A 25,660-nucleotide genomic window follows, 5' to 3' on the forward strand; every position below is an offset into this window, starting at 1 on the left:
CATACGCCGATAGTTGCGGTTTCGCAACTATCGGCGGCTACCGCACTCGGCGGCCGGGGTCAAGGACGTCGCCGGGGTGGGCGGGACGGACGACCCTGACCGCATGACCTCCGGAGCCATGCCCCGCCCCGACCGGCGCCTGCTGCTGTCGGGCTTCCTGTTCGGCTGCGGGATCGCCGCCTCGATGATCGACCTCTTCGTCTTCCACCTGGTGCTGCACTGGCACCACTTCTACGATCTGTCGACCTCTGACGTGGCCCTCGTCTCGGACGGGTTCTTCCATGCGTTCGGCTGGTTCATCACGATCCTCGGCGCCTTCCTCCTCGCCGACGTCCGCCGTCGTGGCCCCGTGCGATGGACGCGCTGGACGGGCGCGGTGATCACCGGGGTCGGGTTCTTCCAGCTCTTCGACGGCGTGGTCGATCACAAGCTCCTCGGGATCCACCAGATCCGCTACGGCGTCGACCTCGTGCTCTACGACACCGTCTGGATCGTGTCGGCCGTCCTGTTGCTCACTGCAGGGATCCTCGTGGTGTGGCGGACCCGCCCGGGCCCGGCGCGGTGACGGCCATGCGCGAGGGTCACGACGGACACCACGGACCGCCCGAGACGCCGGGCATCGACACCGACGCCGTCGGAGGCGGGATCGATCTGCTCGCACCGGTCGCGCTCGTCGCCCTCGTCGCCGCGGCCGTTCTGTATCTCGTCGGGTTGCGGCGGACCCGGAACCGCAGCCCCTGGCCCCGGCCGCGGACGGCGGCCTGGATGGCGGGTCTGCTCTGCGCCGGAGTCGGCATGGTCGGACCGTTCGCCGCCCTGGCCCACAGCAGCTTCCCGGTGCACATGGCCGGGCACGTGCTCGTGGGGATGCTGGCGCCACTCCTCCTCGTGCTCGGGCAGCCGGTCACGCTGGCCCTGCGCGCCCTCCCCGTCCCGCGGGCGCGCACTCTGTCCCGAGTGCTGCGCAGCGGCCCGATCCGGGTGCTCACGCATCCGGTGGTCGCCGGCGCCCTCAATGTCGGCGGTCTCTGGCTCCTCTACGCCACACCGCTGTTCCCCCTGATGCACGCCTCACCGTGGCTGCATGCCGCCGTGCATCTTCACGTGCTGCTGACCGGATACCTGTTCGCGGCGAGCATCGTGGGGCTCGATCCGGATCCGCACCGCGCGTCTGTCACCGTGCGGGCCGGGGTCCTCATCGTCTTCGTCGCCGCACACTCGATCCTCGCCAAGTGGCTGTGGGCCCACCCGCCCGCCGGCGTCGACGTCGGGGACGCTCGGATCGGGGCGGAGCTGATGTTCTACGCCGGTGACGCGGTGGACGTGCTGCTCATCGTGCTGCTGCTCCGACAGTGGTTCGTGGCGACGCGACCGCGGGATTTGGCTCAGCCGCAGAACGAGGAGAGCCCGTCGTGGAGGCGTTCGATCGCCTCGACGGTCTCCGGAGCCTGAAGGTCGGTCATGCCGCCGAGCTGATCGGCGCCGGAGCGGATGAGGTCGCCTAGCTGTCCGTCCATGCCGTCGGCGACGCGGTCGAGCGTGGCGACGAGGTCGTCGCGGGCGGCGTCGGGCTGCTCCGCGGACACGTCGCCCTGCGCGAGCAGCGCCTGGTACTGGGCGTATGCGTCATCGATCGTCGCGCAGGTCTCCGCGACCGGGACTCCGAACGCGTCTCCGGCAGCCTGAGTGACCTGGGCGCACCCGGCCAGAAGACCGGCGGCGAGCAGCAGGGGGACGATGGCGATTCGGCGCATGACCCGAGGGTAGCCGCGCCGCCTGGGGCGCGGCTGACCCTCGGGCGGTGCGGCGGTCAGCCGCCGGACGGGTTCTCGAGGGGCTTGCCCTCGTCGTCCGTCGTCTCGCGCTCGAGCACGTCGTCGGTGCTCTCGCCGCTGTCGTCGGGAGCGCCGCCGGAGGCCGTGTCGGCTTCCTCGTCGGCGCCGGGAGTGCCCTGCGTGTTCTGGGGGTCGCTCATGCTCTCCTCCTCTGTTCGTTCCGACGACCGTATGCGCGCCGGCCCCGGTGACGCAGGGGGTTGACCGGGGACACGGCGACGGCCACACTGCCGATGCGCCGGGGCGTCATCCCTGCGTCCAGAGCCGTTCGATCGGTACCGTCCGTCCGAGAATGCGCTCGGCCGCGCGATGCCCGGAGAACACGGCCGCCGGCACGGTCGCCGGGTCGTCGGTCCAGGTGGCTTCGCCCGCCAGGTGCAGCACGCCGCCGACCGGGGTGGCGAGGTCGTCGTGATCCGCGGTGGTCGACCCGACCGTCATGTACGCGTACGACCCGTGCGCGAACGGATCGTCCTGCCAGGCCGTACGATGCAGGCCGATCGGATCCGGGATCCCGTCCCCGTACAGCCGGCGGAGCTGGACCATGATCGAGGCGTGCACCTGGTCGTCGCTCCAGTCCCTCGTCGCCACGGCCGCGGGCCCGGCGGCGAAGGTGAGCAGGAGCGGCTCGTCGTGCAGCGCCGTGAGGTCGTACCAGGAGTGCCACCACCGTGCCTCGGGCCCCTGCTGCCGGAACGCGTAGACCCCGTCTTGCCAGAACCGGGTGGGGAACCGCAGGAAGACCTTCTCGAAGGCGTTCATGCGCAGCCGTCCCAATGCCTCGGCGTTGACGGGCGGCAGCGGAGGGACGATCTCCATGGTCCCGGACTGCAGCACGCCGACCGGGACCGTGACGACCGTCGTATCGCCGGAGAAGTCCCCGCGCGAGGTCCGCGCCCAGACGCCGTCCTCGCTCCAGTCGACGCGGGTGACGATGTGCTCCAGCCGGACGTCCAGCCCTTCGGCGAGGCGCTCCGGGAGCACCCCGTACCCGTCCGGGAACACGACCTCGTCGCCCTCGATCGCGTCGTCGTCGAGGCCATGCGCGGCGAGGTCCTCGATCCACGCCCCGTACTGCTCCTCGGCGCGATGCTCCAGGTATTCACGCACTCGCTGTGCGCGGTCCGCGCTCCACTGCCGGCGTGAGAGCACCTGGTCCGTGACGTCGCGGTAGGAGGCCTCGGGGCCGGAGGCGGCGATGACAGCCGGCAGCGCCTCGTCCACCGCGTGGACATCCGCGGCGAAGGCGCGCGCCTCCTCCGCCGAGAGCGGGCGACCGTCGGGACCGTGATACGCGATCGGCCGGCTGTCCACCTGGAACCCGCCGACGGTGAACTCCACGGTCCGCATGCCGAAGGCCTCGGCGGCGGCAGCCACCGGACTGCCGTCGACACCGTGGATCCACGAGGCGCCGAGATCGACGATGCCGTCGGTCCGGTCCGTATGCACCCGGCCGCCGACCCGGTCGCGCGCTTCGAGCACCACGACCGTCCGCCCCTCGCCCTGTAGCAGCCGCGCAGCGGTCAAGCCCGCTATGCCCGCGCCCACGATCACCGTGTCGACCTGCTCCATGCGCCCCTCCTCGCAGCCCCGCCGCACGGAGCCGTGCCCCGACGATAGCCCAGGCGGGCGGGCATCGACAGGGTGGCGGGGCCTCTGCGTCAGGCGGCGTGCTGGATGACCCCGAGCAGGGTCCCGTCAGGGTCGAAGAACTTCAGGAAGAGAGCGAAGCCGCCGTCGTCGAAGCTCACGATATCGACGCCCTCTGCCGCGAACCGCTCCGCGAGGGCGTGGATCTCGGTCGTGCGCAGGAAGAAGATCGGCCGCTCCTCCCCCGCCACCGTCAGCTTCATCGGCGCGTGCCCCGGCGCTTCCCAGAGCATGAGGTCCGGGCCCCCCTCGGCCCGGAGCATGGCGCTCGTGCCGTAGTCGGTGAGGACGCGGAAGCCGAGCAGGCGCTGGTACCACGCGATGGACGCGGCCAGATCGGCGACGGGCAGCTGGATGTGGTCGAGTCCGGTGAGGACGGATGCCATGTGGGAAACCCTCCGTGGTCGTGTCCGTTCACCGTAGCGCCACCCACCGACCACACCGCCGACCGGATGACAACCCCCTGGGCGCTGCAGGCGGAACAGCGCACCCTGGGTCCATGAGCCACCACCCCGATGACATCAAGCAGCCCCTGGACCACCTCCCCCCGGCGGATGAGCGGGACAAGGCCGTCGAGATCGACGAGCCGCACTATCCGACGTCCGGCGCACCCGCCGACAGCCCGGACGTGACGCCGGAGACGGCGGCAGAGCCGGACAAGCCGAACCGCCACGGCGTGGACAAGCTCCCGCCCACGTCGCGCTGACCCGTTCCGCCCGTTCCTCAACTATTGTTGAGGTCTACGGAAGGGCGGCGGATGGAACCCGACGATCTCCTCCCGATCGGAGAGGTCACCCGACGCACGGGCGTCGCCCCCTCCGCGCTGCACTTCTACGAGCAGCTCGGTCTCATCGCCTCGACGCGCACGCCCGGCAACCAGCGGCGCTATCGCCGACACATGCTGCGCCGGATCTCCATCATCGTCGTGGCCAAGCGCATCGGCATTCCGCTCAGCGAGGTGCAGGAGCTCTTCCAGACCCTGCCCGTGGACGCGCCGCCCTCGCACGGCGACTGGCGCCGCGTGGCCAAACGCTGGCGCGCCGAGCTCGAGGAGCGACGGACGCAGCTCGAGCATCTGCAGCGGGAGCTCGCGGGCTGCATCGGTTGCGGCTGCCTGTCCCTCAAGGCCTGCCGCCTGCTGAACCCCGAGGACGCCTTGGGCGAGAACGGTCCTGGCCCTCGCCGCATCTGAGATCGGGGACCTCCGCCGCGACCCCTGGACGAAGGTGGGGTGTTGCGGATCCGGGATAGGTGAGACCGTAGAGATATCCCCACCAGCGATCAGCGTGGTTGCGCCTCTTGGCAACGGGTTCCTGTGGTGATGGAACGAAGGATCCATCCAATGGGCAAGTTCATCTACGAGGGCGGTCCGAAGGTCGAGATCGAGGACCGCGCTCTCACTCATATCCAGCTCGTCATGATGACGAAGCTCCGGCGCGGAGAGCCGATGCCGTTCTCGTGGAAGGAAGACGCCTCCGTCGGCGGCGGCCGGACGACAGTCTGGGTGCACGCGAACGCGAACATCGTGTTCAAGTTCTTCGGCAGCAGGCCCCCGGCCATCAACCGGCGGTGGGTGGACGCTCTGGCGTACACCGCGAACACGACGAACGGCCTGTACCTGGTGCCGGAGCCGACCGAGACGAGCAGTGCCTCCCGGCAGCTCGCGGACCTCACCGTCTGACACCGGCTCCGCCGACGCGGAGGTCGCAGGCCCGAGGACTCAGTCCTCGAGGTCGGCGTCCTCCGCTTCCGCTTTCTCCGCCTCCTCCTGGGCCTTCTCCGCCTCCTTCTCGGCGCGCTCCTGAGCCTTCTCGGCCTTCTTCTGCGCGTCCTCCTCGGCCTTCCGCTGCTCCTCGGCGGCCTTCTGCGTGGTCTTCTCCGCGGCCTCCTGAGCCTTCTCCGCCTTCTTGTCGGCCGGCACGCCGGGCGCGGGTTCCGGTGCCGCGGGCGGAGCCTCGGCCGGTGTCGACGGCTCTTCCCCGTCTTCCGGGACGGTCACGGGCACCACGACTGCCGGCGTGGGCGATGAACGAGGGCTCGGCTCGGTGTCGACAGGCGTCACCGCGGGATTCGGGTTGAGTGCCCCCGCCGCCCAGAGCGTTCCGGCGACGGTGAGCGCCACCGCGACCGCGACCGCGCCGGTCAGGAGCCCGCGGCGCCGCCGGACGCGCTGCGTGCGAGGGGCCCGGGCGCGGAGCATCGCCCCCTCGGCAGACGGACGAACGGGAAGCACGCGGGTCTGCGTCGGGGGCGCGGAGGGGCCGGTCGGTGTCCGATCCTCGAATGCTGCGGCGGCGATGGGGGCCGGCACCGGCGGGCGGGGCGGCAGCGAAGGATCCTGTGCGAGCGCGGACACCGCCGCGAAGACGCCGGCGGCACTCGGCCGGTCCTCGGGATCCGTGGCGGTCATCCGCTGCAGCAGCGCGGACCACGCCGGACCCACGGATTCCGGGATCGTGGGCGGCTCGATCAGGCGGGCCAGGGTGGCCCCGATCCCCTCCGCCTCGGCGAACGCGCGCTCTCCGGTGAGCGCTTCGCGCAGGACCAGCCCCAGTGCGTAGATGTCGGCGGCGGGCGCCGGCGCCGCGCCGTTCAACTGCTCCGGCGCCAGGTACGCCGCGGTCCCGATCACCGTCCCCGGAGACGTCAGCCGCGCCGCGTCCACGAGCACCGAGATCCCGAAGTCGGCGAGCTTCGCGCCCGATCGGCTCCCGGCGAGAGAGCGACCCGTGAGCAGGACGTTGGAGGGCTTGATGTCGCGGTGCACGATGCCCGCGCCGTGCACGACGTGCAGAGCCTCCGCCAGGTCGGCAGCCAGCGCCGCCACCTCGTCCGAAGGAAGCGGCCCCTGGGCGATCCGCGCCGCGAGGGTCGGCCCGTCGATGAACTCCATGACCAGGTACTCGGCCCGCCCGGGATGCAGCTGCGCGTCGTACAGCGTGACCAGCGCGGGATGGTTGAGTGAGGCGAGGACGGTCATCTCGCCACGAGCGCGCTCGGACGCGGCCCCCTCCTCCGTCTCCGCACGCAGCATCTTGATGGCCACTGTGCGCCCGAGCAACGAGTCCTCGGCGCGGTACACCCTCGCCATCCCGCCCTGCCCGACGCACTCCCGGAGGTGGTAGCGACCATCGAGCAGCGCCTCCGTGGGAAGCGAGTCATCCGTCATCGTCGAGTCCTCCTGCCACGGCGTCGGGAGCGCCACGGCGAGGCCACTCTAGAAGCGTGGCCGGAGGTCGTCTCGGGCCTTGACAGCGGGGCGGTCGATCGGGAGGTCCTCGCCCGCGGGAGAATGGGACATATGCCCGCGCGTTCCCCTCAGCGACTGCTCCACTCCGTCCGCCGGCTGCTGCACACCGATCCGTCCACCGTCGCCCACACCGAGGCGATGCCCGTGATCGACGAGCACACCGTCCCGCGGGTCCTCGATCTCGCGACGCGCATCGGGGAGTCGATGTTCGCGGTCGGCGCCTCCGCCCACGAGGTCACGCTCGCGATCACCCGCGTGTGCGAGGCCTATGGACTCAAGGGCGTGCAGGTCGACGTGACCTACAACTCGATCACGGTCTCCTTCCACCTCAGCGGGGAGGTGTGGCCGGAGACCCTCGTCCGCGTGGTCCGCGTCGCCGCCCCGGACCACGCCAAGCTGCAGCGCGTGCAGGCGCTCGTGGCCGACATCGACGGCGGCCTGGACCTGGAATCCGCGCGCACCGCCTTCCGCGTCATCCGCCGCGTGCCCTTCCGCTATCAGCAGCCCGTGGTGATCGTCGCACGGGCGCTCCTCGCGGTCGGGGTGAGCATCATGCTCGGGGCCTCTCCGCTCATCGTGGGTCTCACGTTCGTCGCGGCCCTGGGGGCGGCGCTCACCCAGGCGGGTCTCGCCCGGCTGCGGGTGCCGCTGTTCTTCAGCCAGATCGCCGGGGGCCTCGTCACCACGGTCGTCGCGGTGGCGGTCTCGGCGCTCGGCAGCGCGGGGATCGAACCGTTCGTCGGCATCCGTCCGTCGATCATCGTCGCCTCGGGCATCGTGCTCATGCTCGCCGGGCTCACCGTGGTGGGCGCGGCGCAGGACGCCATCGACGGCTTCGCACTCACCGCCGGGGGGCGCATCCTCGACCTGACGATGCAGACGCTCGGCGTGGTGATCGGCATCCTCGTCGGGCTGGAGCTCGGTGGCGTGCTGGGCTTCACGATGGAGCTCCCGGACGACCCGGCGCCGTTCGGACCCCTGCTCAACCAGTTCGCGGGGGCCATCATCATCGCGGTCGCGGTGGCCGTGTTCAACGGCGCCGGGATCCGCATCATCCTCGTCAGCGCCCTGCTCAGCGCCGTCACCCTCGCCGGGTACGCGGGCACCGTCGCGCTCCAGCTGCACCCGGCCGCGGCGAGCGCGGTCGGAGCATTGCTGGCGAGCTTCATCGGCATGCTCATCGCACACAACCTGCACGTGCCCTCGGTCGCGGTGACGACGGCGGCGATCGTCCCGCTCGTCCCCGGCGTCGCGGTCTTCCAGGGCCTGCTCGAGGTCGTGCACGCGGCGGGCACCTCCACCGGGATGCTGACCGTGGGCGGATCGCTCATCGACGCCGCCGTGATCGGCATCGCCCTCGCCTCCGGCGCCTCCCTCGGGCTCTACCTCGGAACGCCGGTGCGGGCGACTCTCGCCGGGGTGGCGAAGACCAGGGCGCGCGTGCGCCGCTGACCCGACGGCGTCATCCCGTCGAGGAGTCGGCGGCGAGGTCGAGCACCCACTCGTTGACCGTGAGCTCGGCCCCGCGGAAGTCCTCCGTGATCGTTCCCCGGCGAGCGAACCCGCCGCGACGACACACGGCGTTCGACGCGGGGTTGTCGACCGCGGGGAACGCGAGCAGGAGCCGCCCGTCCCCCACTCGACCACGGAGCACGTCGACGAGCAGAGCGAGAGCGCGGGCGGCCACCCGCCGGCCCTGCGCGGCAGGCAGCACGAACCAGCCGGTCTCCCACGCGGGCTCGTCCTGCCACGTGATCCGCCACGCGCCGATCGAGCCGAGAGGCTGCCCCTCGTCGTCGATGATCGCGAACATCAGGGCCTCGCCGTCTGCGACGAGACGCAGATACCTCTCGTGACGCGCCTGCACCTCCGCCGCGCTCTCCGGCCCGTTGAGGTGCACCGTCATCTCCGGGGTGTTCGCCGCCCGCAGGAGAGGGAGATCGTCGGCCGACCAGGGCCGGAGGCTCAGTGTGTCCACGCGCGCAGCCTTGCACGCCCCACCGACACCGGAGACGACGATGCGCCCGCCGCGGACGGATCCACGGCGGGCGCATCACTGGGCGGTCAGTGGCCGCCGAGGTCCCTGACCAGCTCGGCCTCGTCCTCCTTGGACAGCGAGGTCTGCACGACGGTGCCGTTGTACGGGGCGAGCGCCTCGGCGAACTTGTCCTCCGTGAGCTTGAGGGCGTAGATGACGACGGCGGACTTGCCGGCCGTCACGGTGGCCTTGACCCGGTCGCGGAACTCGGCGTCGATGCCGGTCTTGTCGAGACCGGAGAACAGGGCCCCGAGCAGGCCGCCGAACACCAGGCCGGCGACCGGGATGAAGAACAGGATGCCGATCAGCGCGCCGAACAGGGCACCAGACGCGACGCCCAGGCCGATCCTGCTCCCGGCGCCCGGGTACTCCACCTTCGTCTTGCCTTCCCCGTCGACCTTCACGAGCGCGAGGCCCGCGAGCTCGACGACGAGGTCGTCCTGCAGGGCCTGGACGCGGTTGTAGGCGCCCTCTGCGTCGCTCTCGGTGTCATAGGAGATGACGATCAGTTCAGCCATGGTTTCCTGCTTTCGGTTGCGGTCGGAGATGCTCTCCACGCGCGCAGAGGCACCGGTCTTCGCCACCGACCCTAGGCGCGCCCCTGGGGACACGACAGAGCGGCGAGCGATGTTCACCCTGGTGACTCCGCTCGGCGATGTCCGTGGCCTGGCCTACGGTCGCTGTCGTGCCCGAGTCCGTGCAGCAGTGGTGGGCGAGACGGCAGTTCTCGCGCGGACTCGACGTGCCCTATGCGGTCGGGACGTACCGGGCGGCGTGGGCGGCTTACCCCGAGCTCATCCGGCAGTACCACCCGGAGCTCAACCACGGCATCGTGCTCTCGCAGATCCCGCTGGCCGCCGATGTCCTGCTCTGCTGGGAGTGCGCCGTCGGGCACCTGTTCGCGGCGACGCCGACCGAGCAGCGCGAGCGTCCGGGGCGGGTCCGACGGCGCTCGTCCTGGTGTCCGGAGTGCGCGGCGCTGGCGCGGCCGCAGCCGGTGATCCTCGGAGAGGCACGTGCGCTCCCCGCCCGTCCGAAGAAGCCGGCACCGGCGCTCTGCACCAAGACTCCTGCGCTGCCGACGGGAACCGCGTTCCTGAGCGCATGCGCTCCGAAGCCGGCCTCGGCGGCGGAGGGGAAGCTCCGGCAGGCACTGGCCGAACGGCTGGTGTTCCCCGACGAGCTCAACGCGATCAAGGTCGGGCGGCCCTTCTTCCGGCATACGGAGGTGTGGCCCGACATCCTGCTCCCCGAGCTGCGCATCGCGGTCGAGTACGACACGGTCGGCCGGCACGGGCTGGAGCACGTCGGCAAGCGGGAGGAGACGGACCGCCGGAAGGACCGCGCGGTCCGCAGCGCCGGATGGGAGGTCGTCCGGCTGCGCATGGGGAAGCTGGAGCCCCTGGGCCCGTTCGACCTTCCCCTCGCCTCCGTGGGCACAGCCGGGATCACCCGGCTCATCGACCGGCTCCGCGACATCCGCGGCGCCCTGATGGTCGACGCCTATCTGCGCTGAACCGCTTATCCCCTGCTCGAGGATCGACGCAACCCCCGTGCCGGAGGGTGCCGACGACGAGAAGATGTCCTCATGAAACTCGTCTCCTACGCCGGCCAGCAGCTCCTCACCTCTGACGACGTCGCCGAGACGCTCCTCACCCTCGCGGCCGCGATCGCCAGCGAGGGCGAGTCCGAAGCGGTGGAGATCCCGATCCTCCTGGACGGGGAGAAGGACTGGGCCGATCTGCTCGTGGGTGTCGGCAACGATGTGCTCGTGAGCCCCCACCACACCGCGGACCCCGAACCCGACTTCGCGACGGAGGTCGACGAGCTGCGCGCGCATCGCCACTTCCCGAAGACCACGGGCGATTCGTCATCGCGCGGAGACATCGACATCCCCGCACTCTCCGACTTCGACATGGGGCACGGTCTCTGACCGCACCGCCGTGCGCGCGTCCCGGCGACGCGGATCTGCCTGCCGCACCCCGTCGAGGAGGGCGATCCCGTGGTCGGCCGCCGCGATCAGCCCGGCGTCGTGCGTGACGCAGATCACGGTCGTTCCGCACTCGGCCTCCTCGCGCAGCACGGCCCGGATCCGCTGGACCGATTCCGCATCCAGAGCGGTCGTCGGCTCGTCCAGCAGGAGGACCGCCCCGCCTGCCGCCAGCCCCTGAGCCAGCAGCACCCGCTGCTGCTGGCCACCGGAGAGCTCCGCGAACGGACGACGCCTGAGAGCCTGCACGGCCGTGCGTTCCATCGCCGCCTCGACCGCGTGGCGCGCACGCTGATCCCGCCGCCGGAAGGCGCCGAGGCGCCCCCACGTACCCACCTCCACGACATCTCGCGCCGTGAGCGGCAGGCCGGGAGGCACCACGGCGCGCTGCGGCACGAAGGCGATCCGGCCCGTCACGCTCCGCTGCCCTCGCGTCGGTGAACGCACGCCGGCGACGACCTCGAGAAGGGTCGACTTCCCGGCGCCGTTCGGGCCGGAGACGGCGACGACCTCTCCGACTCCGATCGACAGGGTGAGGTCGCGCAGCGCATCGCGCTCCCCGAACCGCACGGAGACACCGTCCAGGCACACGGAGGGGTCGGTGGTCGATGAGAGCGTCGTCATATCTCCAGTTTATGAATTTGATAATCATTCTCAACTACGCATAGGCTCGCGTTCCGTGACCTCCTCGTTCTCCGCCCTCCTCACCCCGTTCACGCTCGAGTTCTTCCAGCGCGGGCTCCTCGGCGGCGCGCTCGTCGCGGTCCTCTGCGGGGTCGTCGGCACCTGGGTCGTCGTCCGAGGGATGGCGTTCCTCGGTGAGGCACTGGCCCACGGGATGCTGCCCGGTGTCGCGCTGGCGACAGTGCTCGGGGCTCCCGTCCTCGTGGGCGGAGCGCTCAGCGCCGTCGCGATGAGCATCGGCATCGGCGCCCTGCAACGACGCGCCCGGCTCTCCTACGACACGAGCATCGGTCTGCTGTTCGTCGCGATGCTGGCTCTGGGCGTCATCATCATCTCCCACTCGGGGAGCTTCGCCACGGACGCGACGGCCATCCTGTTCGGCGACATCCTCGCCATCACCCGCGCCGATCTCCTCCTGCTCGCCGCAGCCGCGGCACTGGGAGTGATCGCCGCCACCCTCTGCCACCGACCGTTCGTCGCGCTGGCCCTCGACACCCGGATCGCGACGGTGCTCGGGCTCCGTCCGCGGTGGGCCCAGGCGGCCCTGGTCGGGCTGGTGACCCTCGCGGTCGTGGCGTCGTACCAGGCGGTCGGCTCGCTGCTCGTCGTCGGTCTGCTCCTCGCTCCGGCGGTCGCCGCCGCACAGTGGACGTCGCGGCTGCCCACGCGCATGGTCCTGGCCTCCGCGTTCGGGGTCGCCGCGGTCCTCGTCGGGCTCCTCGCGTCCTGGTACGCGGCCACCGCGGCCGGAGCGTCCGTCGCCGCCGCCGCGATCGGGCTCGCCGGCCTCTCCTGGGCGGTGCGGGCCGCCGTGCGCACACGGCATCCGTTCGCCGACCGGGCCGCCCATCCCGACCCTGCTCCCGCCTCCTGACCCGTCTCCGAAAGGTTCTCGTGCGCTCCCGCCTCCTGCCCCTCATCACTCTCGCCGCCCTCTCCCTCGCCCTCACCTCCTGCGCCGGTCCCGCGACGCAGAGCCCGGCCGCGCCCTCGACTCCCGCGGACGGGCACGGCGCGATCGCCGGAGCGGAAGAGGTCGCCGAACCGCAGCTCGGCCTCACGACCGTCGACGACGCGGGTCGGGTGACCCACCTCGACCTCCTGGATGAGAGCGTCACCGACATCGGTGCGGTCGCCGCCCCCGAGGGCATGGCCACCGATGGCCGGTACCTCTTCGCGGACACCGGCGACGGCGTCGAGGTCGTCGACAGCGGCGTCTGGACGTGGGACCACGTCGACCATTTCCACTACTACCGGGCGGAGCCCGCGCTGCTCGGCACGGTCGAGGGCGACGGCACGGCAACGGTCGCGACGACGAACAGCTCGACCACCGGCGGCACGGGGATCTCCTTCTCCGGATCCGGTGACGCGGTCCTCCTCGATACGGAGGCCCTGTCGAAGGGGGAGATCCGTGAGCTGTTCCGCATCGAGCGCACTCCCCACGAGGGTCTGGTGGTACCGGTCGGGTCGTTCGCCCTCGTGACCGAGGACGATGGTGAGGCGGGCGGATCCGTCGTCGGCCACACGGCACACGGCGAGCGCACCGGGCTCCGGGAGAGCTGCGTCGCGCCGAGCGGCACGATCACGACCAGGGTCGGAGCGGTGATCGGCTGCGCCGACGGCGCCCTGCTGGCTCAGGTCGAGGACGGCGCCGTCGTCGTCGACCGCATCCCGTACCCGGAGGACGCGCCGGCCGGAGCCGTGACGTCCTTCCACAACCGTGAGGGGCGCCCCACGGTCGCCGGCCTCGCCGGGCCCACCGACATCCGCATCCTCGACACCCGGGCCCGGGCCTGGACCCTCCTCACCGCTCCGGCCCCACTCGTGCAGGTGACAGCCGTCGGCGATGAGGACGACACCCTGCTCGCCCTCGCGGAGGACGGCCGTGTGCTCGTGCTCAGCGCGCTCGACGGGGCGGTGCGAGCGGAGACGGCGCCGCTGGTGGCGGAGTCGGTGGCGGGGGGAGCCACCCCGGTCCTCATCGCCGACCAGCACCGTGCCTACCTCAGCGGCCCGGCGGAGCACCGGCTGTTCGAGATCGACTACGCCGACGGCGCCCGCGTCGCGAGGACCTTCGACACGACCGACGCCCCGGCCTTCGTCGCCGAGACGGGGCGCTGACATGCGCTTCCTCCGCGTTCTCACCGCCACGGCGCTCGCCGCGTGCGCCGCTGCCACCCTGACCTCCTGCGCCACCCCTGCCGACACGCGACCGGTGGTCGTCGTCTCGACGAACATCCTGGGCGACGTGGTCGGCGAGCTCGTCGGGGGTCAGGCTCGCGTCGTCACCCTCATGAAGCCGAACGCGGACCCGCACTCGTTCGAGATCTCGGCGCAGGAGGCCGCCACGCTCCGGGACGCCGACCTCCTCGTCTCCAACGGGCTCGGGCTCGAGGAGGGCCTGCAGCAGCATCTCGACGCGGCCGTCGCCGCGGAGGTGCCGTCCTTCGTCGCCGGCGACGCGATCGAGGTGCTGGACTACCGCGACGGCGACGCCGCGGGAATGCCCGATGCGCACTTCTGGACCGACCCCGCGCGCATGATCGACGTCGTCGATGCCCTGGAGCCCGCCCTGGCCGCGCTCGACGGGATCGACGCCGACACCCTCGCCGCGGACGTCGCCGACTACCGCGAGGAGCTCACGACGCTCGACGCCGAGATGACCGCCGCATTCGCCCGGATCCCGGACGAACGCCGGGCGCTCGTGACCAACCATCACGTCTTCGGCTACCTCGCCGACCGCTTCGATTTCGAGGTCGTCGGCGCCGTGATCCCGGGCGGAACCACGCTCGCTGCACCCTCGGCCTCCGACCTCGCCGACCTCGTGGGCGCCGTGGAGGACACGGGCGTGCCCGCCGTCTTCGCGGAGTCCTCCTCCCCCGACCGCCTCGTCCAGGCGCTCGCCGAGGAGGCCGACGTCCACGTCGAGGTGATCGAGCTGTTCACCGAGTCGCTCACCGCGGAAGACGGCGGCGCCCCGGACTACCTGACCATGATGCGCGTCAACACCGAGCGCATCGCCTCCGGTCTCACCCGTTGAGACCACCCTCACAAGAAAGAAGCACCGCATGAAGACACTCCCCCTGCGCCGGGCGCTGGCCGGGGCCGTCGCCCTCGGCGCCGCCGTGACGCTCGCCGCCTGCTCGACCAGCCCCGGGTCCGGCTCTGCCGGGAGCGATGCCCCGGAGTCGGACCCCGGCCCCCGGGTGACCATCTCGTACGAGGGCGGCATCCTCGTCCTCGACGGGGAGACCCTCGACACCGTCGCCGACTTCGATTCGGAGCCGTTCACCCGCCTGAACCCGGCGGGCGACGGTCGCCACGTCATGGTGACGATGAGCGAGGGCTTCCAGGTACTCGACACCGGAGCCGGGTCGACCGATGACGCGGCGCTGACCGACACGGTGTTCGCGGCCGACACCCCCGGCCACGTGGTCCGTCACGGTGGCAAGACCATCCTCTACGCCGACGGCACGAGCGACACCACGATCTTCGACCCCGCCGCCCTCGGCGACGACGGCCTCCCGGAAGTGGAGACCATCGACGGCGTCGAGGCGCACCACGGCGTCTCGGTGCTGCTGGAGGACGGCACGTTCCTCACCACGGTGGGCGATGCGGACGGTCGCAGCGGCATCGTGGTGCGCGATGCGGAGGGCACGGAGATCGCGGCGTCCGATCAGTGCCCCGGCGTCCACGGCGAAGGCACGGCGTCCGACGAGGTCGTCGTCTTCGGCTGCGAGGACGGCGCGCTCGTCTACAAGGACGGCGAGATCACCAAGCTCGCCGCCCCGGACCAGCCGTACGGCCGCATGGGCAACGCCTACGTGAGCGAGACGAGCCCGATCGTGGTGGGCGACTACAAGAACGATCCTGACGCCGAGGGGTACCTGCTCGACGCCGTCACGCTCATCGACACCGCGGCGATGACGTCCGAGGTCGTGTCCCTGCCGGAGGGAGCGGAGTACACCTTCCGCGACGTCGTGCGGGGGCCGGACGACCTGGCCTACATCCTCGGCGCCGACGGTGCCATCCGTGTGCTCGACCCCGAGACCGGGGAGATCACCGACTCCTACCCCGTCATCGAGGCGTGGGAAGGGCCGGCCGAGTGGCAGGACCCGCACCCCGCCATCGTCGTCGCCGGTGACATCGCCTACGTGACCGAGCCCGCCGCGGACAGCGTGCACGCGGTGAACCTCACCACGGGCGAGGTGCTCGCGAGCACCGAGCTGGAGGTCACCCCGAACGAGATCGCGCCGGCGGCCGGCTGAGCCTCGGCGCTGCGGGTCCGTCCCGTTCCGGGGCGGACCCGCAGCATCGTGTCCCGTGCACGTTCCCGGCACGACCAGACGCGGAACCCTCAGGGCAGCAGGGTGAATCCCGACTCGTAGCTCGTGGCGCCGAGCGCGGCGAGGACGATCTGGAGGAACCCCATCGCCTCGAGCTCCCGAGCACGGGACAACGGACCGACGTCGACGGCGCGGAGCCCCGCATCCTCGATCAGCGACGCGACGGCGATCTTCGCCTCCGCGTAGTCACCGGCGAAGAGGACCGTCGTCCGCGTGGTGCCGTTGGTGCCGGTGACCAGGGTGTCGCCGAGGTTGACGTTGAACGCCTTGACGACCGCTGCCCCCTCGGGGAGCATCCGCGCGAGTTCCGCGGCGCTCGACGAATCGGACGGGACGGTCAGTTCGTCGTAGGTCGTGAAGTCGATGGGGTTGCTGATATCGATCACGACCTTGTCGCGCAGGCGCTCGCGATAGTGGTCGAGGATGCTCGGGTACGCCGCAGAGGGGACTGCGAGCACCACCAGGTCGCCCGTGAGGTCGTCGCCGAGCGCGGCATACGTGACGTCGGGGCGGTCGCCGGAGGAACTGGCGGTGCTCCGACGGACGATCTGGATACCCGCGCCGGCGCGCGCGGCGACGTCCGCGATCGCAGCGCTCATCCTCCCGCTGCCGATGATGCTGATCGAGGTCATGCGTACTGCTCCTTCCGGAAGCGGGCCAGCGCCCTCTCGGCGACCTTCCTCGCGTCGTAGTCGAAGACCGCGCTCCGGCGAAAGTCGCGCCCGACGCGCAGGTCGGTGTCGCGCTTCCGCCGGTCCGCGAACTCGTGCTGCGCGTCGAACATCCACCCCGCCCGCCGTGAGCCGTGCTGCAGGATCGCGGTCCGCTGCATGCGGACCGAGGTGTAGCGCCGGAACGCCTCCGGGATGTCGGCGACCGTGTCGGCGGCCTTCAGGAACACGGCGAGCGCCATGCTGTCCTCGATCGCCTGGTTCACGCCCTGGCCCTGGTGCGGCAGCATCGTGTGTGCGGCGTCGCCGAGCAGGGTCACCGCTCCGTGGGACCAGTTGCGGAGCGGCTCGTGGTCGAAGAGCCCCCACCAGAACGTCTTCTCGATCGCTCCCAGGAAGCGCTGGAGCCGGGTGTCCCACATCTCGCCGGCGAACTCGGCGCGGAGCTCGCTCACGTCGGCGGGGCCCGACCAGGGGCCGTGGAGCGGGCGGTCGCTGGGCACCCCGGCGACGAAGTTGAACAGGGTGCGCTGTTGCAGCGGGTAGCACATGAAGTGCCGCTGATCCCCCATCCACACCTGGCTGATCCGCGGCCAGTCCGCGGGCAGGTGGGAGGCGTCGACGACGCCCCGGTAGACGATGTAGCCGGAGTACACGGGCTCCGGATCGGGCACGATGCTGCGGCGCACCACGGAGTGGATGCCGTCCGCCCCGATGACCGCGTCGAAGAGGTCGGTCACCCCGTTCTCGAAGGTGACGCGGACGCCGGACTCCTCCGTGCGCAGGGAGGCCAGGCGGTGCCCGAGGCGGATGCTCTCCCCGTCGACCTCGCGCGCCAGGACCTCGATGAGATCCGGGCGGTACATCCCGATGTTCCGGTACTGCTTCGCGGAGTCCTCCCACGCCGCGTCGGTGACGAGCGCCCCACTCGCATCCAGGTAGACGCCGTGCCCGTCGGGGGTCGCCCCGGCCCGTCGCACCTGGTCGAGCACACCGAGGGCGTCCAGCACGCGCTGCGCGTTCGGGGCGACGGTCACGCCTGCTCCCACCTCGCCGAGCGCCGTCGCCTGCTCGAACACGGTGACCTGGACACCGGCGATCCGGGTGAGGGCGATCGCGGCCGTGAGCCCGCCCATCCCCCCGCCGATCACGGCGATCCTCGTCCTGCTGTCTACCATTGCCTCTCCTTCATCGAATGACGCACGAACAGGCGTCCTCTCACTTCGCGGCCAGCGCGGGCGCAGCCGGGCGCGACCGGAACATCGTGGCTCCCGTGGCCTGCTCGGCCTCGTGGTCCGGTCCCAGCGGAATCCCCGATCGATCCCGCAGACACAGCGTCGCGATGCCGCCGAGGAGCGAGGCCACCAGGAGGTAGGCCGACACGGCCACGGTCGTACCGGTCCTGTCGAGCAGCAACTGGGCGATCATCGGTGCGAACGCACCACCCAGCACCGCGCCGATCGCGTAGGTGATCGAGACGCCCGAGAAGCGGATCGAGGCGGGGAAGATCTCGGAGTACCAGGCGGCCAGCGGTCCGTAGGTGAGGCCCAGTCCGGTCGAGATGAGGACGAGCGCGGTGTACAGCCCCGGGAGACCTCCGTGGTCGACGAGCCAGAACACGGGGAAGACGACGAGAGCCTGCAGGGCGAAACCGATCAGGAAGGTGCTCCGCCGCCCGATCACGTCGGAGAGGTACCCGGCGAGGAGCGTCGAGAAGAACCAGACGACGGCGGCCACCGACGCGGCGACGAGCACCGCCGTGGTGTCGAGGCTCTGCACGTTGATCGCATAGCTGTTGAGGAAGCCACCCGTCGTCATGTACCCGAGCGTGCCGTTGCCCGCGAACACGAGGGCGGCCAGGAGCACCAGATACCAGTGGCGCCGGAACAGGGTCACGATCGGCGCCTGGGACTGCCGTCCGCGGCGTGCGATCTCCGCGAAGACGGGGCTCTCCGACACGGAGCGCCGGATGACGAACCCGACGGCGATGAGCACGACGCTCACCAGGAACGGCACGCGCCAGCCCCACTCCAGGTACGCGGCACCCGGGGTGATGACGCCGGTCATGAGGGCCGTCACTCCGGAGGCGAGGAGGAAGCCGAGGGGCACCCCGAGCTGGGGCCACGACCCCGCGCGCCCTCGACGGTCGGCCGGGGCATGCTCGACGGCCATCAGCACCGCGCCTCCCCACTCACCGCCGGCCGAGAGACCCTGGAGGATCCGGAGCAGCAGGAGGAGGATCGGCGCGGCGATCCCGATCTGGGCGTACGTCGGCAACAGACCGATGAGGGTGGTGGCCGCTCCCATCAGCACGAGGGTGAGGACGAGCATCGTGCGCCGCCCCAGGACGTCGCCGAAGTGCCCGGCCAGGAAGGCGCCGAGCGGACGGAAGAGGAAGGAGATGCCGACCGTGGCGAAGGAGAGCAGCAGGCCGATCTCCTTGCCGGCGGGTTGGAAGAAGAGCTGTGCGAAGACGAGCCCGGCGCTCGTCGCGTAGATGAAGAAGTCGTACCACTCGATGGTCGTGCCGATGATCGTCGCGAAGGCGATGCGGCGCTGCGAGCTGGCGTTGCCTGATGCGGAAGAGGAGGTCATGGTCGTCCCTAACGTCGTTGTCCCCCTCGCGAGCGAGGGGATCGGGATGTGTCCCTCTCATCGTGAGGGCGGGGGACTCTGTACGTAAATCGCACTTCTTCGTGGTTATAGTTCAGGTGAGCGGAAGAAGAATCGAGGGGGGCCGTCATGTCCGACGTGAGCATGAGGCAGCTCGAGCTGTTCGCCGCCCTGCCCAACTTCCCGACCCTCAGCGCCGCGGCAGCTCATCTGCACATCTCGGAATCGGCGCTGTCCCAGGCGGTGACGAGCCTGGAGCGGGCGGTCGGCGCCCAGCTCTGCGTGCGACGGAAGGCACGCGGCCTCACTCTGACGCCGACCGGTCAGCAGTTCGCCAAGCAGGCCCGTCGGATCGTCGCGGATGCTCAGGAGCTCGTCCTCGACGCGCGCCGCGGCACCGAGCTGCGCGGCCCGGTCACGCTCGGGTGCTACGCCAGCTTCGCGACCAGCGTGGTTCCGGAGCTGCTCGAAGGCTTCCCGAAGCGCCATCCGGGCGTGCAGCTCGAGATCATGATCGGCACGAACGAGGAACTCCTCGCGGCACTCGACGCGGGAGACCTCGATGTGGCGCTCGTGTACAACGTGTCCCTGCCCGCCGGATACCGTCGTCGGCGGATCTATGCCACCGAGCTCGAGGTCCACCTGCCGCCCGCGCACCCGCTGGCCGATGCGGCGACCCTGGACCTGCCGGACCTCGCCGACGAGCCCTACATCCAGTACGACGCCAGCCCGGGGACGCGCAACGTCATCGATGCCTTCACCGCGCGCGGACTCGAGCCCCGGATCGAGGCCCGCGTCAGCCAGCTCGCCCTCGTCGAAGCCCTCGTGGGCCGAGGCCTGGGCTACGGCCTCCTCATGTCCCGCCCCAACACCCTACCCGTGAGCAGCGAGGGACGCCCGGTCGTGATCCGCCCCCTGGACCCCCCGGTGACGGTCTCCCACGTCGTGGGGATCTGGCCGGCGGACATGACCCTGACGTCGCGTGCCGATGCCCTCCTCGACTTCGCGGTGGAGAAGCTCGGCGACTACGGACGCGCGGACGTGCGGACACCTGTTCCCTGATCCGTTCCTCGCCGTCGGCGACGGCGGGTCGCGATCAGCACGGCCCCGAGGAGCACGAGCAGACCACCGGCGCCTGCCATCACGACCGTCGCCGGCGCGAGCCCTGTCGTGGCCAGGTCGGAGGCCGCCCCGCCTTCCGACCCGGTCGCCGGGCCGGGGCCTCCGTCCGTTCCGGGATCCGGGTTCTCCGGTTCCGGTTCGGGTTCGGGCTCGGGCTCGGGCCCCGGGTCGTAGACGTTCGTGACCGTGCACACGGTGTCCATCCCGGCCGTGACCTCGACGACGTCGCCCTCCAGCGCTCCCCCGGTGCACGCCCAGCCGTCGCTGCGGTAGTCCGCTGTGGGCGCCCCCGCGACCGCCCGCTCCGAGAGCCGGAACGCACCGGCGCCGAGCGGAGCGAGGGTCACTGCGGTCTCTCCGGACGCCCCCTCGATGCGCGGACGCGGGAACTGCCCGCCGCCGATGGCGCGCAGGGTCCAGTCCGTGGCGTCGGCGGGCCCGGTCGGCGCCCCGGGGCCGACCCCGACGATGGCCTTCCGAAGCGTCAGGGTTCCGCCGACGAACGTGTTGGTCGCGGTGCAGATCGCGTCCTCCCCGAACCCCAGCGTCGCCGTGGTCCCGTCCCAGGCGGTGCCCGTGCAGGACCACTCGCCCTCGTAGCCGCTCGGGCCGTCCTCGGAGAAGATGTAGTCGCCCGGCGGAAGCTGCATGTCGGTGACGAACTCCGAGCCGCTGGGACCGGAGAGAGCCGCATTGCCCGGACCGCGGGCCTTCAGCTCGAAGTCCGCAGGCACGGCTCGGCCGCGCTCGCCGTTCACCACCTGCTTGACCAGCGTGAGGCTGGGCGTGATCGATGCGTTGGTGAGGATGCACACCACGTCCTTGGACGGAGGAACCTGGACGACATCCCCGGACACGGACCCGCCCGAGCAGTTCCACCCGAGAGGGTCGTAGCCGGAAGGGCCTCCCGTCTCGCCGAGGGTCCACGCGCCGGGGGCGACCGCCGCCTGCGTGACAGCCGGGGAGTTGGCGGGCCCCGACACCGTGGCGGCGCCGTCGGTCGCGGTCAGCGTCCAGGCCGAGGGCAGGGCCGGCGTGCCGAAGGCGGAGGCGACCTGCTTGCGCAGCGTCAGGGTCGACTCGGTCCATCGATTCGTGACGGTGCAGATCACACTCTCCAACGGCACGACCTCCACGGTGTCGCCCGTGCCGACCGGAGTGCCCTCGTCATCGACGCACGACCAGCCCTCGCTCGTATAGGAGCCCGCCTCCGGAGCGGTACTGGCCTCCGACAGGGTGAAGGTCCCCGGTGCCACCGCCGCGAAGCTGACCTTGCCCGAGCCGGAGGCGCCGCTGATGACGGTGTCGGCCGATCTCGCGGTGAGCTCCCAGTCCTGCGCGGTGAGCGGGCCGCCGCCCGCGTTCACGACGTTCTTCACCAGGGTGAGCTGGCCGACCTCGAGGGTGTTCGTGACCGTGCATGTCACGTCCGCTCCGGCGCCGACCGTCACGGTGTCGGTCGCCAGGGCGCCGCCCGTGCACGACCACGGGCCGGCCGCATACCCGGCGGGGCCATCCGCCTCGGCGAGCGCGTAGTCGCCGACCGGCACCGGGACGCGGGAGACGGCAGCGGATCCGGAGGCACCGGTGACCGTTTCCGGTCCTGCAGCCGTCAGGGTCCAGTCGGACGGCGGTTGGTCGCTGCCCACCACGTTCTTGACGAGGGTGAGCCAGCCGCCCGCGAAGGTGTTGGTGATGCGGCAGGTGATGTCGGAGCTTTCGCGCACGAAGAGGAGGCCGCCGTCGATGCCGCCGTCGCTCGTGGCGTCGACGCAGGTCCACGCGCCTCCGCTGTATCCGGCAGGGCCGCTCTCGGCGAGCGTGTAGGCGCCGGGGTCGATGGAAGCGTGGTCGACGGCGTCCGAGCCGGAGGGACCGGAGATCCGCTCGGGTCCGCTCGCGCTCAGCACGAAGTCCGACGGGGCGGCCAACGGGTATCCGGTGGCTGCCGGGTCGACGACCTCCTTGACGAGCGTCAGGTGGGGCAGATCCCCGGTGTTCGTGATCTGACAGGTCACCGCACCGCCGAGCGTCATCTCGAACTGGTCGCCGCTCACGGGGACCTCGGCGACCTCTCCGGTCGTCAGATCCCGCCGCTCGCACGTCCACGGCCCCGGCACGTAGCTCCCCGGTCCGCCGAACTCGCTCAACGTGTAGACGCCGATCCGGGCGGGCTGGTTCTGCACTTCGGCCGAGCCTCCCACCCCCTCGATGGTCGACGGTCCCTGGGCCCGCAGCGTCCACTCCGACGGGGCCGCGCCGCCGCCCTGCACGTTCTTGACGAGCGTGAGTCTGCCCTGGATGGCGTTGTTCTGCACCGTGCACGTCATCGACTGGTTCGCGGTGATCGTGATCGTGCGTTCCGGCTCCGTCGTCATGTCGCCGTCGCAGTTCCAGGCGAAGAAGGCGTAACCGGCCACACCGCCGGTCTCGAAGATGCGGTAGGTGCCCGGCGGGACGAGGCGCGACTGCATGCCATTGAGGCCGTCGCCGGTGAAGGTCTCCCCCGTGGCCACGTTGACGGCGTGCATCGTCCACAGGGTCCGATCCCCCAGACTGGCCCCCGTGTCGAGGTTCTCGATCGCCTTGAAGAGCGAGAGCCGGGCAGTGGGCTCGGCCGCGACGGCGGGGAGTGCGCCGCCGAAACCGACCACGGCGGCCAGCAGCACGCCCAGAACGCCGAATCGGACTCTTCTCATGATCGAACGGCCCCCGCCTCGGGTGCGGATCCCACCCGTCACCTCACCGTAGGCGCGAGGACCTCGGCAGGGCAAGGGTTGCCGACGGATGGGGAGGGGTGGGCTACGGTCGCCTCATGGCCGAGCCGTTCTTCACCATCGGGCACTCCACCCGCACGATCGATGAGTTCCTCGCGTTGGTGCAGGAGAGCCGTGTGGAGAGCGTCGTGGACGTGCGCCGCCTCCCCGGTTCGAAGCGGCATCCGCAGTTCGACCAGGACGCACTCGCGTCCTCCCTCCGCACCGCCGGGATCGCCTACCACCGTGCAGAGGGGCTGACGGGTCGCCGCCCCGTGAGCAGGGACGTGCCCTTCGAGACCAACGCGTGGTGGCAGAACCGCAGCTTCCACAACTACGCCGATCACGCCCTCTCCGCCGATTTCGGGCAGGCCCTGGACGAGCTCCGCGCCGAGGGCCGCGAGCGGCGCGTCTCGGTGATGTGCTCGGAGAGCGTGTGGTGGCGGTGCCATTGACGGATCATCGCCGACCACCTCCTCGCGCGGGACGAAGTCGTCCGCCACATCCTCGGTCCCGGGCACGTCGATCCGGCCGAGCTCAGCGCCGGCGCTGTCGTCCGCGCGGACGGGACGGTCACCTACCCGGCCGCATGACCGCACGCCGGCACAGCATCCCCCTCGTCTCGTCTTCGCGCAACCCCCGTGCCGGAACACCTCTTCTCCTCATAGGACTGGATCGCGGGAGCAGTGCTCGCGCCGACGCGAGGAGGAGCCATGTCGAAGGCAGCCACAGGACGAAGCGGATCCGCGTCCGCTCCATCGCCAGAGCACGACGAGAAGCCGGACAGCCCGACCGATCTGCAGAAGCGGTCGTGGAAGTACGTCCTGGTCAAGAGCGTCCGGGAGTTCTCCGCCGATCAGTGCATGGACGGGGCCGCGGCCCTCACGTACTACGCGGTGCTCTCGATCTTCCCCGCCATGATCGCCGTCTTCTCGCTGCTCGGCGTGTTCGGCCAGGGCGGGGCCGCCGCCGACGCCGTGCTCGGCATCATCGGCGACGTGGCACCGCCGGAGACCGCAGACGCTCTCCGCGGTCCCATCGAGCAGATCTCCCAGGCTCCCGGCGCCGGCATCGCGCTCGTGACCGGAATCCTCCTCGCGCTGTGGTCGGCCTCGGGCTATGTCGGGGCGTTCAGCCGGGTGATGAACCGCATCTACGAGATCGAGGAGGGGCGGCCGTTCTGGAAGCTGCGCCCCATGCAGCTGCTCGTCACGCTCATCACCGTCGTCTCGCTGACCATCGTCGCCATCGTGCTCGTGCTCTCCGGAGATGTGGTGTCGGCGCTGGGCGACGCGATCGGCGCCGGCGAGGGCGTGCAGCTCGCGTGGAGCATCGCCAAGTGGCCGCTGCTGCTGTTCGTCGTCGTCTTCCTCGTCGCGATGCTCTACTACGCGACCCCGAACGCCAAGCAGCCCAAGTTCCGGTGGATCAGCATGGGTGCCCTCGTGGCGATCGTCGTGCTGGCCGTCGCCACCCTCGGCTTCGTGCTCTACGTCACCACCTTCTCCAACTACGAGCGCACCTACGGATCGATGGCGGGCGTCATCGTGTTCCTGCTGTGGCTGTGGATCGCGAACCTCGCCCTGCTGTTCGGCGCGGAATTCGACGCGGAGCTGGAACGCGGCCGCCAGCTTCAGGCCGGGATCGCCGCCGAGCGCGACATCCAGCTCCCCGCACGCGACACCCGCCAGAGCGATAAGCGGGCGGAGAAGGAGCGGAAGGACATCGAGGAGGGGCGGCGCATCCGCGTCGAGAACGACGACGACGGCGAAGGCGACGACCCTCCGCGGGAGGAGTCGCGGCGGCCGTGACCTGCGGCCACCCCCGACGTCATCGCATCCGCCCGAGCACACGACCGCGGCGATGAGCGACCCACAGGAGGACCCCGGTCGCCGCCAGGCAGACGACGATGGAGACGACGCTTCCCTCCGGCCCGAAAGCGCCTCCCGTCAACCACTCGGGACCGGAGGTCGCCCCTGTGAGCAGGGCGTCGCGAGCCGCCGATCCGGACACCACCGTTCCGAAGATCCCACCGATGGCGACATTCCAGCCGAGGTGGAGACCGATCGCCAGCCAGAGGGAGCCGGTGAGCAGGTAGGCCGCGCCGAGAATCAGCCCGGCTTCGACCGCGACGGCGACCGCGCCCCACAGCGACGCACCGGGGTTGACGAGGTGGAGGAGGCCGAAGATCGCCGCCGATGCGAGCAGGGCCACGGTCGCGCCCCATCGTCCCCGGAGCAGGCGGAACACGACCCCGCGGAAGAACACCTCCTCCGAGACGGCGACGGCGCACATCGTCCCCACGAGTGCCAGTGCTCCGGCGAGCGACCCCCATCCGGTGACCCGGTAGCCGCCGAAGAGGGCGATGATCCCGATCGACAGTGTCGCGAGCCCGAGCCCCCCGAGGGTGCCGAGGACCACGTGCCTCCGCGCGGACTCCCGGGGGAACTCGGTCACGGTTCGCCGTTCGAGGTGGCGTCCTGCCCAGACGTACAGGGCGATCATGCCCGCGGCGAGCGCCGGCCCGACGACGAGGCTGAGCGCCGCGTTCTGCACTCCGGCGGCGACGGCGTTGGCGCCCAGCATCGCCGCACCGAGCCCGACGACGAGGACGGTCGTCCGTACCCATCTCCGACCCGGCCTTCCTGGTCGCTCGGGCTTCTCCGCCTGGTCCGGATCCCACGTCGTGTCGTTCATCGTTCCTC

Annotated in this window: 28 protein-coding genes; 15 read left to right on the top strand and 13 right to left on the bottom strand. The window is 71.1% G+C overall.

Annotation, left to right across the window (positions count from 1 at the left end; all coding sequences use genetic code 11):
* Positions 1-103: 103 nt before the first annotated feature.
* Both M4D53_RS10985 and M4D53_RS10990 read left to right on the top strand, forming a co-directional pair.
* A complete protein-coding gene (locus M4D53_RS10985; protein WP_259954022.1) occupies positions 104-565 on the top strand; it encodes a DUF2243 domain-containing protein in 462 nt (153 codons plus the stop codon).
* On the top strand, positions 535-1,452 hold the full coding sequence (locus M4D53_RS10990; protein WP_259954023.1) for a cytochrome c oxidase assembly protein: 918 nt from the start codon (positions 535-537) through the stop codon (positions 1,450-1,452). Before M4D53_RS10985 ends, M4D53_RS10990 begins: the two co-directional genes overlap by 31 nt.
* Here M4D53_RS10990 and M4D53_RS10995 read toward each other — a convergent pair.
* The 4 genes from M4D53_RS10995 to M4D53_RS11010 all read right to left on the bottom strand — a co-directional run bounded on the left by M4D53_RS10995 (position 1,386) and on the right by M4D53_RS11010 (position 3,871).
* Positions 1,386-1,754 (bottom strand): hypothetical protein, encoded by a 369-nt coding sequence (locus tag M4D53_RS10995; RefSeq protein WP_259954024.1) that lies wholly within the window; start codon positions 1,752-1,754, stop codon positions 1,386-1,388. The genes M4D53_RS10990 and M4D53_RS10995 overlap by 67 nt on opposite strands.
* A gap of 56 nt (positions 1,755-1,810) precedes the next feature.
* Positions 1,811-1,975 (bottom strand): hypothetical protein, encoded by a 165-nt coding sequence (locus tag M4D53_RS11000; RefSeq protein WP_164498166.1) that lies wholly within the window; start codon positions 1,973-1,975, stop codon positions 1,811-1,813.
* Positions 1,976-2,081: 106 nt separating this feature from the next.
* The gene (locus tag M4D53_RS11005; protein WP_259954025.1) at positions 2,082-3,407 is read right to left on the bottom strand and encodes a flavin monoamine oxidase family protein; all 1,326 of its coding nucleotides are present in this window, start codon (positions 3,405-3,407) and stop codon (positions 2,082-2,084) included.
* 89 nt (positions 3,408-3,496) lie between these two features.
* Entirely contained in the window at positions 3,497-3,871 is a 375-nt protein-coding gene (locus M4D53_RS11010) for a VOC family protein (RefSeq protein WP_259954026.1), read from the bottom strand.
* A gap of 113 nt (positions 3,872-3,984) precedes the next feature.
* On the opposite strand from M4D53_RS11010, the gene M4D53_RS11015 reads away from it, so the two are divergent.
* The 3 genes from M4D53_RS11015 (at position 3,985) to M4D53_RS11025 (ending at position 5,166) form a co-directional block, all read left to right on the top strand.
* Complete coding sequence (locus M4D53_RS11015) at positions 3,985-4,191, top strand: hypothetical protein (RefSeq protein ID WP_025102541.1); 207 nt, start codon at positions 3,985-3,987, stop codon at positions 4,189-4,191.
* Positions 4,192-4,242: 51 nt separating this feature from the next.
* Positions 4,243-4,677 (top strand): redox-sensitive transcriptional activator SoxR, encoded by a 435-nt coding sequence (gene soxR / locus M4D53_RS11020; protein WP_060922707.1) that lies wholly within the window; start codon positions 4,243-4,245, stop codon positions 4,675-4,677.
* A 150-nt stretch (positions 4,678-4,827) separates the two neighbouring features.
* Positions 4,828-5,166 carry a DUF7882 family protein gene (locus M4D53_RS11025; protein ID WP_187662378.1) on the top strand — a complete coding sequence of 113 codons (339 nt, stop codon included), beginning with the start codon at positions 4,828-4,830 and terminating at the stop codon, positions 5,164-5,166.
* Between the two features lie 39 nt (positions 5,167-5,205).
* On the opposite strand, the gene M4D53_RS11030 is transcribed toward M4D53_RS11025, so the two are convergent.
* Entirely contained in the window at positions 5,206-6,690 is a 1,485-nt protein-coding gene (locus tag M4D53_RS11030) for a serine/threonine-protein kinase (RefSeq protein ID WP_259954027.1), read from the bottom strand.
* A gap of 96 nt (positions 6,691-6,786) precedes the next feature.
* Between M4D53_RS11030 and M4D53_RS11035 the strand changes: the two genes are divergently transcribed.
* On the top strand, positions 6,787-8,187 hold the full coding sequence (locus M4D53_RS11035) for a threonine/serine exporter family protein (RefSeq protein WP_187662380.1): 1,401 nt from the start codon (positions 6,787-6,789) through the stop codon (positions 8,185-8,187).
* A gap of 10 nt (positions 8,188-8,197) precedes the next feature.
* Here M4D53_RS11035 and M4D53_RS11040 read toward each other — a convergent pair whose 3' ends face one another.
* Both M4D53_RS11040 and M4D53_RS11045 read right to left on the bottom strand, forming a co-directional pair.
* Complete coding sequence (locus tag M4D53_RS11040) at positions 8,198-8,713, bottom strand: GNAT family N-acetyltransferase (protein WP_259954028.1); 516 nt, start codon at positions 8,711-8,713, stop codon at positions 8,198-8,200.
* Positions 8,714-8,799: 86 nt separating this feature from the next.
* The gene (locus tag M4D53_RS11045) at positions 8,800-9,291 is read right to left on the bottom strand and encodes a DUF1269 domain-containing protein (protein WP_187662382.1); all 492 of its coding nucleotides are present in this window, start codon (positions 9,289-9,291) and stop codon (positions 8,800-8,802) included.
* Positions 9,292-9,458: 167 nt separating this feature from the next.
* Between M4D53_RS11045 and M4D53_RS11050 the strand changes: the two genes are divergently transcribed.
* Together M4D53_RS11050 and M4D53_RS11055 are read left to right on the top strand one after the other, a co-directional pair.
* Entirely contained in the window at positions 9,459-10,289 is an 831-nt protein-coding gene (locus tag M4D53_RS11050; RefSeq protein WP_232089099.1) for a putative endonuclease domain-containing protein, read from the top strand.
* 72 nt (positions 10,290-10,361) lie between these two features.
* Positions 10,362-10,706: a hypothetical protein gene (locus tag M4D53_RS11055; protein WP_187662384.1), complete on the top strand. Its 345-nt coding sequence runs from the start codon at positions 10,362-10,364 to the stop codon at positions 10,704-10,706.
* On the opposite strand, the gene M4D53_RS11060 is transcribed toward M4D53_RS11055, so the two are convergent.
* Positions 10,644-11,387: a metal ABC transporter ATP-binding protein gene (locus tag M4D53_RS11060; protein WP_259954030.1), complete on the bottom strand. Its 744-nt coding sequence runs from the start codon at positions 11,385-11,387 to the stop codon at positions 10,644-10,646. The two genes, M4D53_RS11055 and M4D53_RS11060, sit on opposite strands and share 63 nt — an antisense overlap.
* A 55-nt stretch (positions 11,388-11,442) precedes the next feature.
* On the opposite strand from M4D53_RS11060, the gene aztB reads away from it, so the two are divergent.
* The 4 genes from aztB to aztD are packed head-to-tail and all read left to right on the top strand — an operon-like array spanning position 11,443 to position 15,715.
* A complete protein-coding gene (gene aztB, locus M4D53_RS11065) occupies positions 11,443-12,321 on the top strand; it encodes a zinc ABC transporter permease AztB (protein WP_187662386.1) in 879 nt (292 codons plus the stop codon).
* A gap of 20 nt (positions 12,322-12,341) precedes the next feature.
* A complete protein-coding gene (locus tag M4D53_RS11070; protein WP_259954032.1) occupies positions 12,342-13,568 on the top strand; it encodes an ABC transporter in 1,227 nt (408 codons plus the stop codon).
* 1 nt (position 13,569) lies between these two features.
* Positions 13,570-14,487: a zinc ABC transporter substrate-binding protein AztC gene (gene aztC, locus M4D53_RS11075; RefSeq protein ID WP_259954033.1), complete on the top strand. Its 918-nt coding sequence runs from the start codon at positions 13,570-13,572 to the stop codon at positions 14,485-14,487.
* 28 nt (positions 14,488-14,515) lie between these two features.
* The gene (aztD, locus tag M4D53_RS11080) at positions 14,516-15,715 is read left to right on the top strand and encodes a zinc metallochaperone AztD (protein WP_259954034.1); all 1,200 of its coding nucleotides are present in this window, start codon (positions 14,516-14,518) and stop codon (positions 15,713-15,715) included.
* A gap of 89 nt (positions 15,716-15,804) precedes the next feature.
* Here the strand turns inward: aztD and M4D53_RS11085 are convergent, their stop codons facing one another.
* From M4D53_RS11085 to M4D53_RS11095, 3 genes are read right to left on the bottom strand one after another with little or no spacing between them, the layout of a single operon-like run.
* Entirely contained in the window at positions 15,805-16,425 is a 621-nt protein-coding gene (locus tag M4D53_RS11085) for an NADPH-dependent F420 reductase (RefSeq protein WP_187662390.1), read from the bottom strand.
* Complete coding sequence (locus tag M4D53_RS11090; protein ID WP_187662391.1) at positions 16,422-17,642, bottom strand: FAD-dependent monooxygenase; 1,221 nt, start codon at positions 17,640-17,642, stop codon at positions 16,422-16,424. The genes M4D53_RS11085 and M4D53_RS11090 overlap by 4 nt, the downstream gene beginning before the upstream one ends.
* 40 nt (positions 17,643-17,682) lie before the next feature.
* Positions 17,683-19,059: an MFS transporter gene (locus M4D53_RS11095; protein ID WP_187662392.1), complete on the bottom strand. Its 1,377-nt coding sequence runs from the start codon at positions 19,057-19,059 to the stop codon at positions 17,683-17,685.
* A 147-nt stretch (positions 19,060-19,206) separates the two neighbouring features.
* Here M4D53_RS11095 and M4D53_RS11100 point away from each other — a divergent pair, with 147 nt between their 5' ends.
* Positions 19,207-20,139, top strand: a complete 933-nt coding sequence (locus M4D53_RS11100; protein WP_259954035.1) for a LysR family transcriptional regulator — start codon at positions 19,207-19,209, stop codon at positions 20,137-20,139.
* Here M4D53_RS11100 and M4D53_RS11105 read toward each other — a convergent pair.
* Positions 20,103-22,898 carry a hypothetical protein gene (locus tag M4D53_RS11105; RefSeq protein WP_259954036.1) on the bottom strand — a complete coding sequence of 932 codons (2,796 nt, stop codon included), beginning with the start codon at positions 22,896-22,898 and terminating at the stop codon, positions 20,103-20,105. The genes M4D53_RS11100 and M4D53_RS11105 overlap by 37 nt on opposite strands.
* Positions 22,899-23,014: 116 nt before the next feature.
* Here M4D53_RS11105 and M4D53_RS11110 point away from each other — a divergent pair, with 116 nt between their 5' ends.
* Positions 23,015-23,410 carry a DUF488 domain-containing protein gene (locus M4D53_RS11110; RefSeq protein ID WP_311198657.1) on the top strand — a complete coding sequence of 132 codons (396 nt, stop codon included), beginning with the start codon at positions 23,015-23,017 and terminating at the stop codon, positions 23,408-23,410.
* Between the two features lie 258 nt (positions 23,411-23,668).
* Positions 23,669-24,766, top strand: coding sequence for a YihY/virulence factor BrkB family protein (locus tag M4D53_RS11115; protein WP_259954037.1), 1,098 nt, complete (start codon positions 23,669-23,671; stop codon positions 24,764-24,766).
* 19 nt (positions 24,767-24,785) lie between these two features.
* Here M4D53_RS11115 and M4D53_RS11120 read toward each other — a convergent pair whose 3' ends face one another.
* Positions 24,786-25,652: a CPBP family intramembrane glutamic endopeptidase gene (locus M4D53_RS11120; protein ID WP_259954039.1), complete on the bottom strand. Its 867-nt coding sequence runs from the start codon at positions 25,650-25,652 to the stop codon at positions 24,786-24,788.
* Between the last annotated feature and the right edge of the window lie 8 nt (positions 25,653-25,660).

The organism is Microbacterium meiriae (assembly GCF_025143875.1).
In the GTDB taxonomy this organism is placed as follows: Bacteria; Actinomycetota; Actinomycetes; order Actinomycetales; family Microbacteriaceae; genus Microbacterium; species Microbacterium meiriae.

Excerpts from the sequence above, each read along its gene's own strand:
- M4D53_RS10985 (WP_259954022.1), top strand. The coding sequence starts at position 104 with ATGACCTCCGGAGCCATGCCCCGCCCCGACCGGCGCCTGCTGCTGTCG.
- M4D53_RS10995 (WP_259954024.1), bottom strand. The coding sequence starts at position 1,754 with ATGCGCCGAATCGCCATCGTCCCCCTGCTGCTCGCCGCCGGTCTTCTG.
- M4D53_RS11000 (WP_164498166.1), bottom strand. The coding sequence starts at position 1,975 with ATGAGCGACCCCCAGAACACGCAGGGCACTCCCGGCGCCGACGAGGAA.
- M4D53_RS11005 (WP_259954025.1), bottom strand. The coding sequence starts at position 3,407 with ATGGAGCAGGTCGACACGGTGATCGTGGGCGCGGGCATAGCGGGCTTG.
- M4D53_RS11010 (WP_259954026.1), bottom strand. The coding sequence starts at position 3,871 with ATGGCATCCGTCCTCACCGGACTCGACCACATCCAGCTGCCCGTCGCC.
- M4D53_RS11015 (WP_025102541.1), top strand. The coding sequence starts at position 3,985 with ATGAGCCACCACCCCGATGACATCAAGCAGCCCCTGGACCACCTCCCC.
- soxR (WP_060922707.1), top strand. The coding sequence starts at position 4,243 with ATGGAACCCGACGATCTCCTCCCGATCGGAGAGGTCACCCGACGCACG.
- M4D53_RS11025 (WP_187662378.1), top strand. The coding sequence starts at position 4,828 with ATGGGCAAGTTCATCTACGAGGGCGGTCCGAAGGTCGAGATCGAGGAC.
- M4D53_RS11035 (WP_187662380.1), top strand. The coding sequence starts at position 6,787 with ATGCCCGCGCGTTCCCCTCAGCGACTGCTCCACTCCGTCCGCCGGCTG.
- M4D53_RS11045 (WP_187662382.1), bottom strand. The coding sequence starts at position 9,291 with ATGGCTGAACTGATCGTCATCTCCTATGACACCGAGAGCGACGCAGAG.
- M4D53_RS11055 (WP_187662384.1), top strand. The coding sequence starts at position 10,362 with ATGAAACTCGTCTCCTACGCCGGCCAGCAGCTCCTCACCTCTGACGAC.
- M4D53_RS11060 (WP_259954030.1), bottom strand. The coding sequence starts at position 11,387 with ATGACGACGCTCTCATCGACCACCGACCCCTCCGTGTGCCTGGACGGT.
- aztC (WP_259954033.1), top strand. The coding sequence starts at position 13,570 with ATGCGCTTCCTCCGCGTTCTCACCGCCACGGCGCTCGCCGCGTGCGCC.
- aztD (WP_259954034.1), top strand. The coding sequence starts at position 14,516 with ATGAAGACACTCCCCCTGCGCCGGGCGCTGGCCGGGGCCGTCGCCCTC.
- M4D53_RS11085 (WP_187662390.1), bottom strand. The coding sequence starts at position 16,425 with ATGACCTCGATCAGCATCATCGGCAGCGGGAGGATGAGCGCTGCGATC.
- M4D53_RS11090 (WP_187662391.1), bottom strand. The coding sequence starts at position 17,642 with ATGGTAGACAGCAGGACGAGGATCGCCGTGATCGGCGGGGGGATGGGC.
- M4D53_RS11095 (WP_187662392.1), bottom strand. The coding sequence starts at position 19,059 with ATGACCTCCTCTTCCGCATCAGGCAACGCCAGCTCGCAGCGCCGCATC.
- M4D53_RS11100 (WP_259954035.1), top strand. The coding sequence starts at position 19,207 with ATGTCCGACGTGAGCATGAGGCAGCTCGAGCTGTTCGCCGCCCTGCCC.
- M4D53_RS11105 (WP_259954036.1), bottom strand. The coding sequence starts at position 22,898 with ATGAGAAGAGTCCGATTCGGCGTTCTGGGCGTGCTGCTGGCCGCCGTG.
- M4D53_RS11110 (WP_311198657.1), top strand. The coding sequence starts at position 23,015 with ATGGCCGAGCCGTTCTTCACCATCGGGCACTCCACCCGCACGATCGAT.
- M4D53_RS11115 (WP_259954037.1), top strand. The coding sequence starts at position 23,669 with ATGTCGAAGGCAGCCACAGGACGAAGCGGATCCGCGTCCGCTCCATCG.
- M4D53_RS11120 (WP_259954039.1), bottom strand. The coding sequence starts at position 25,652 with ATGAACGACACGACGTGGGATCCGGACCAGGCGGAGAAGCCCGAGCGA.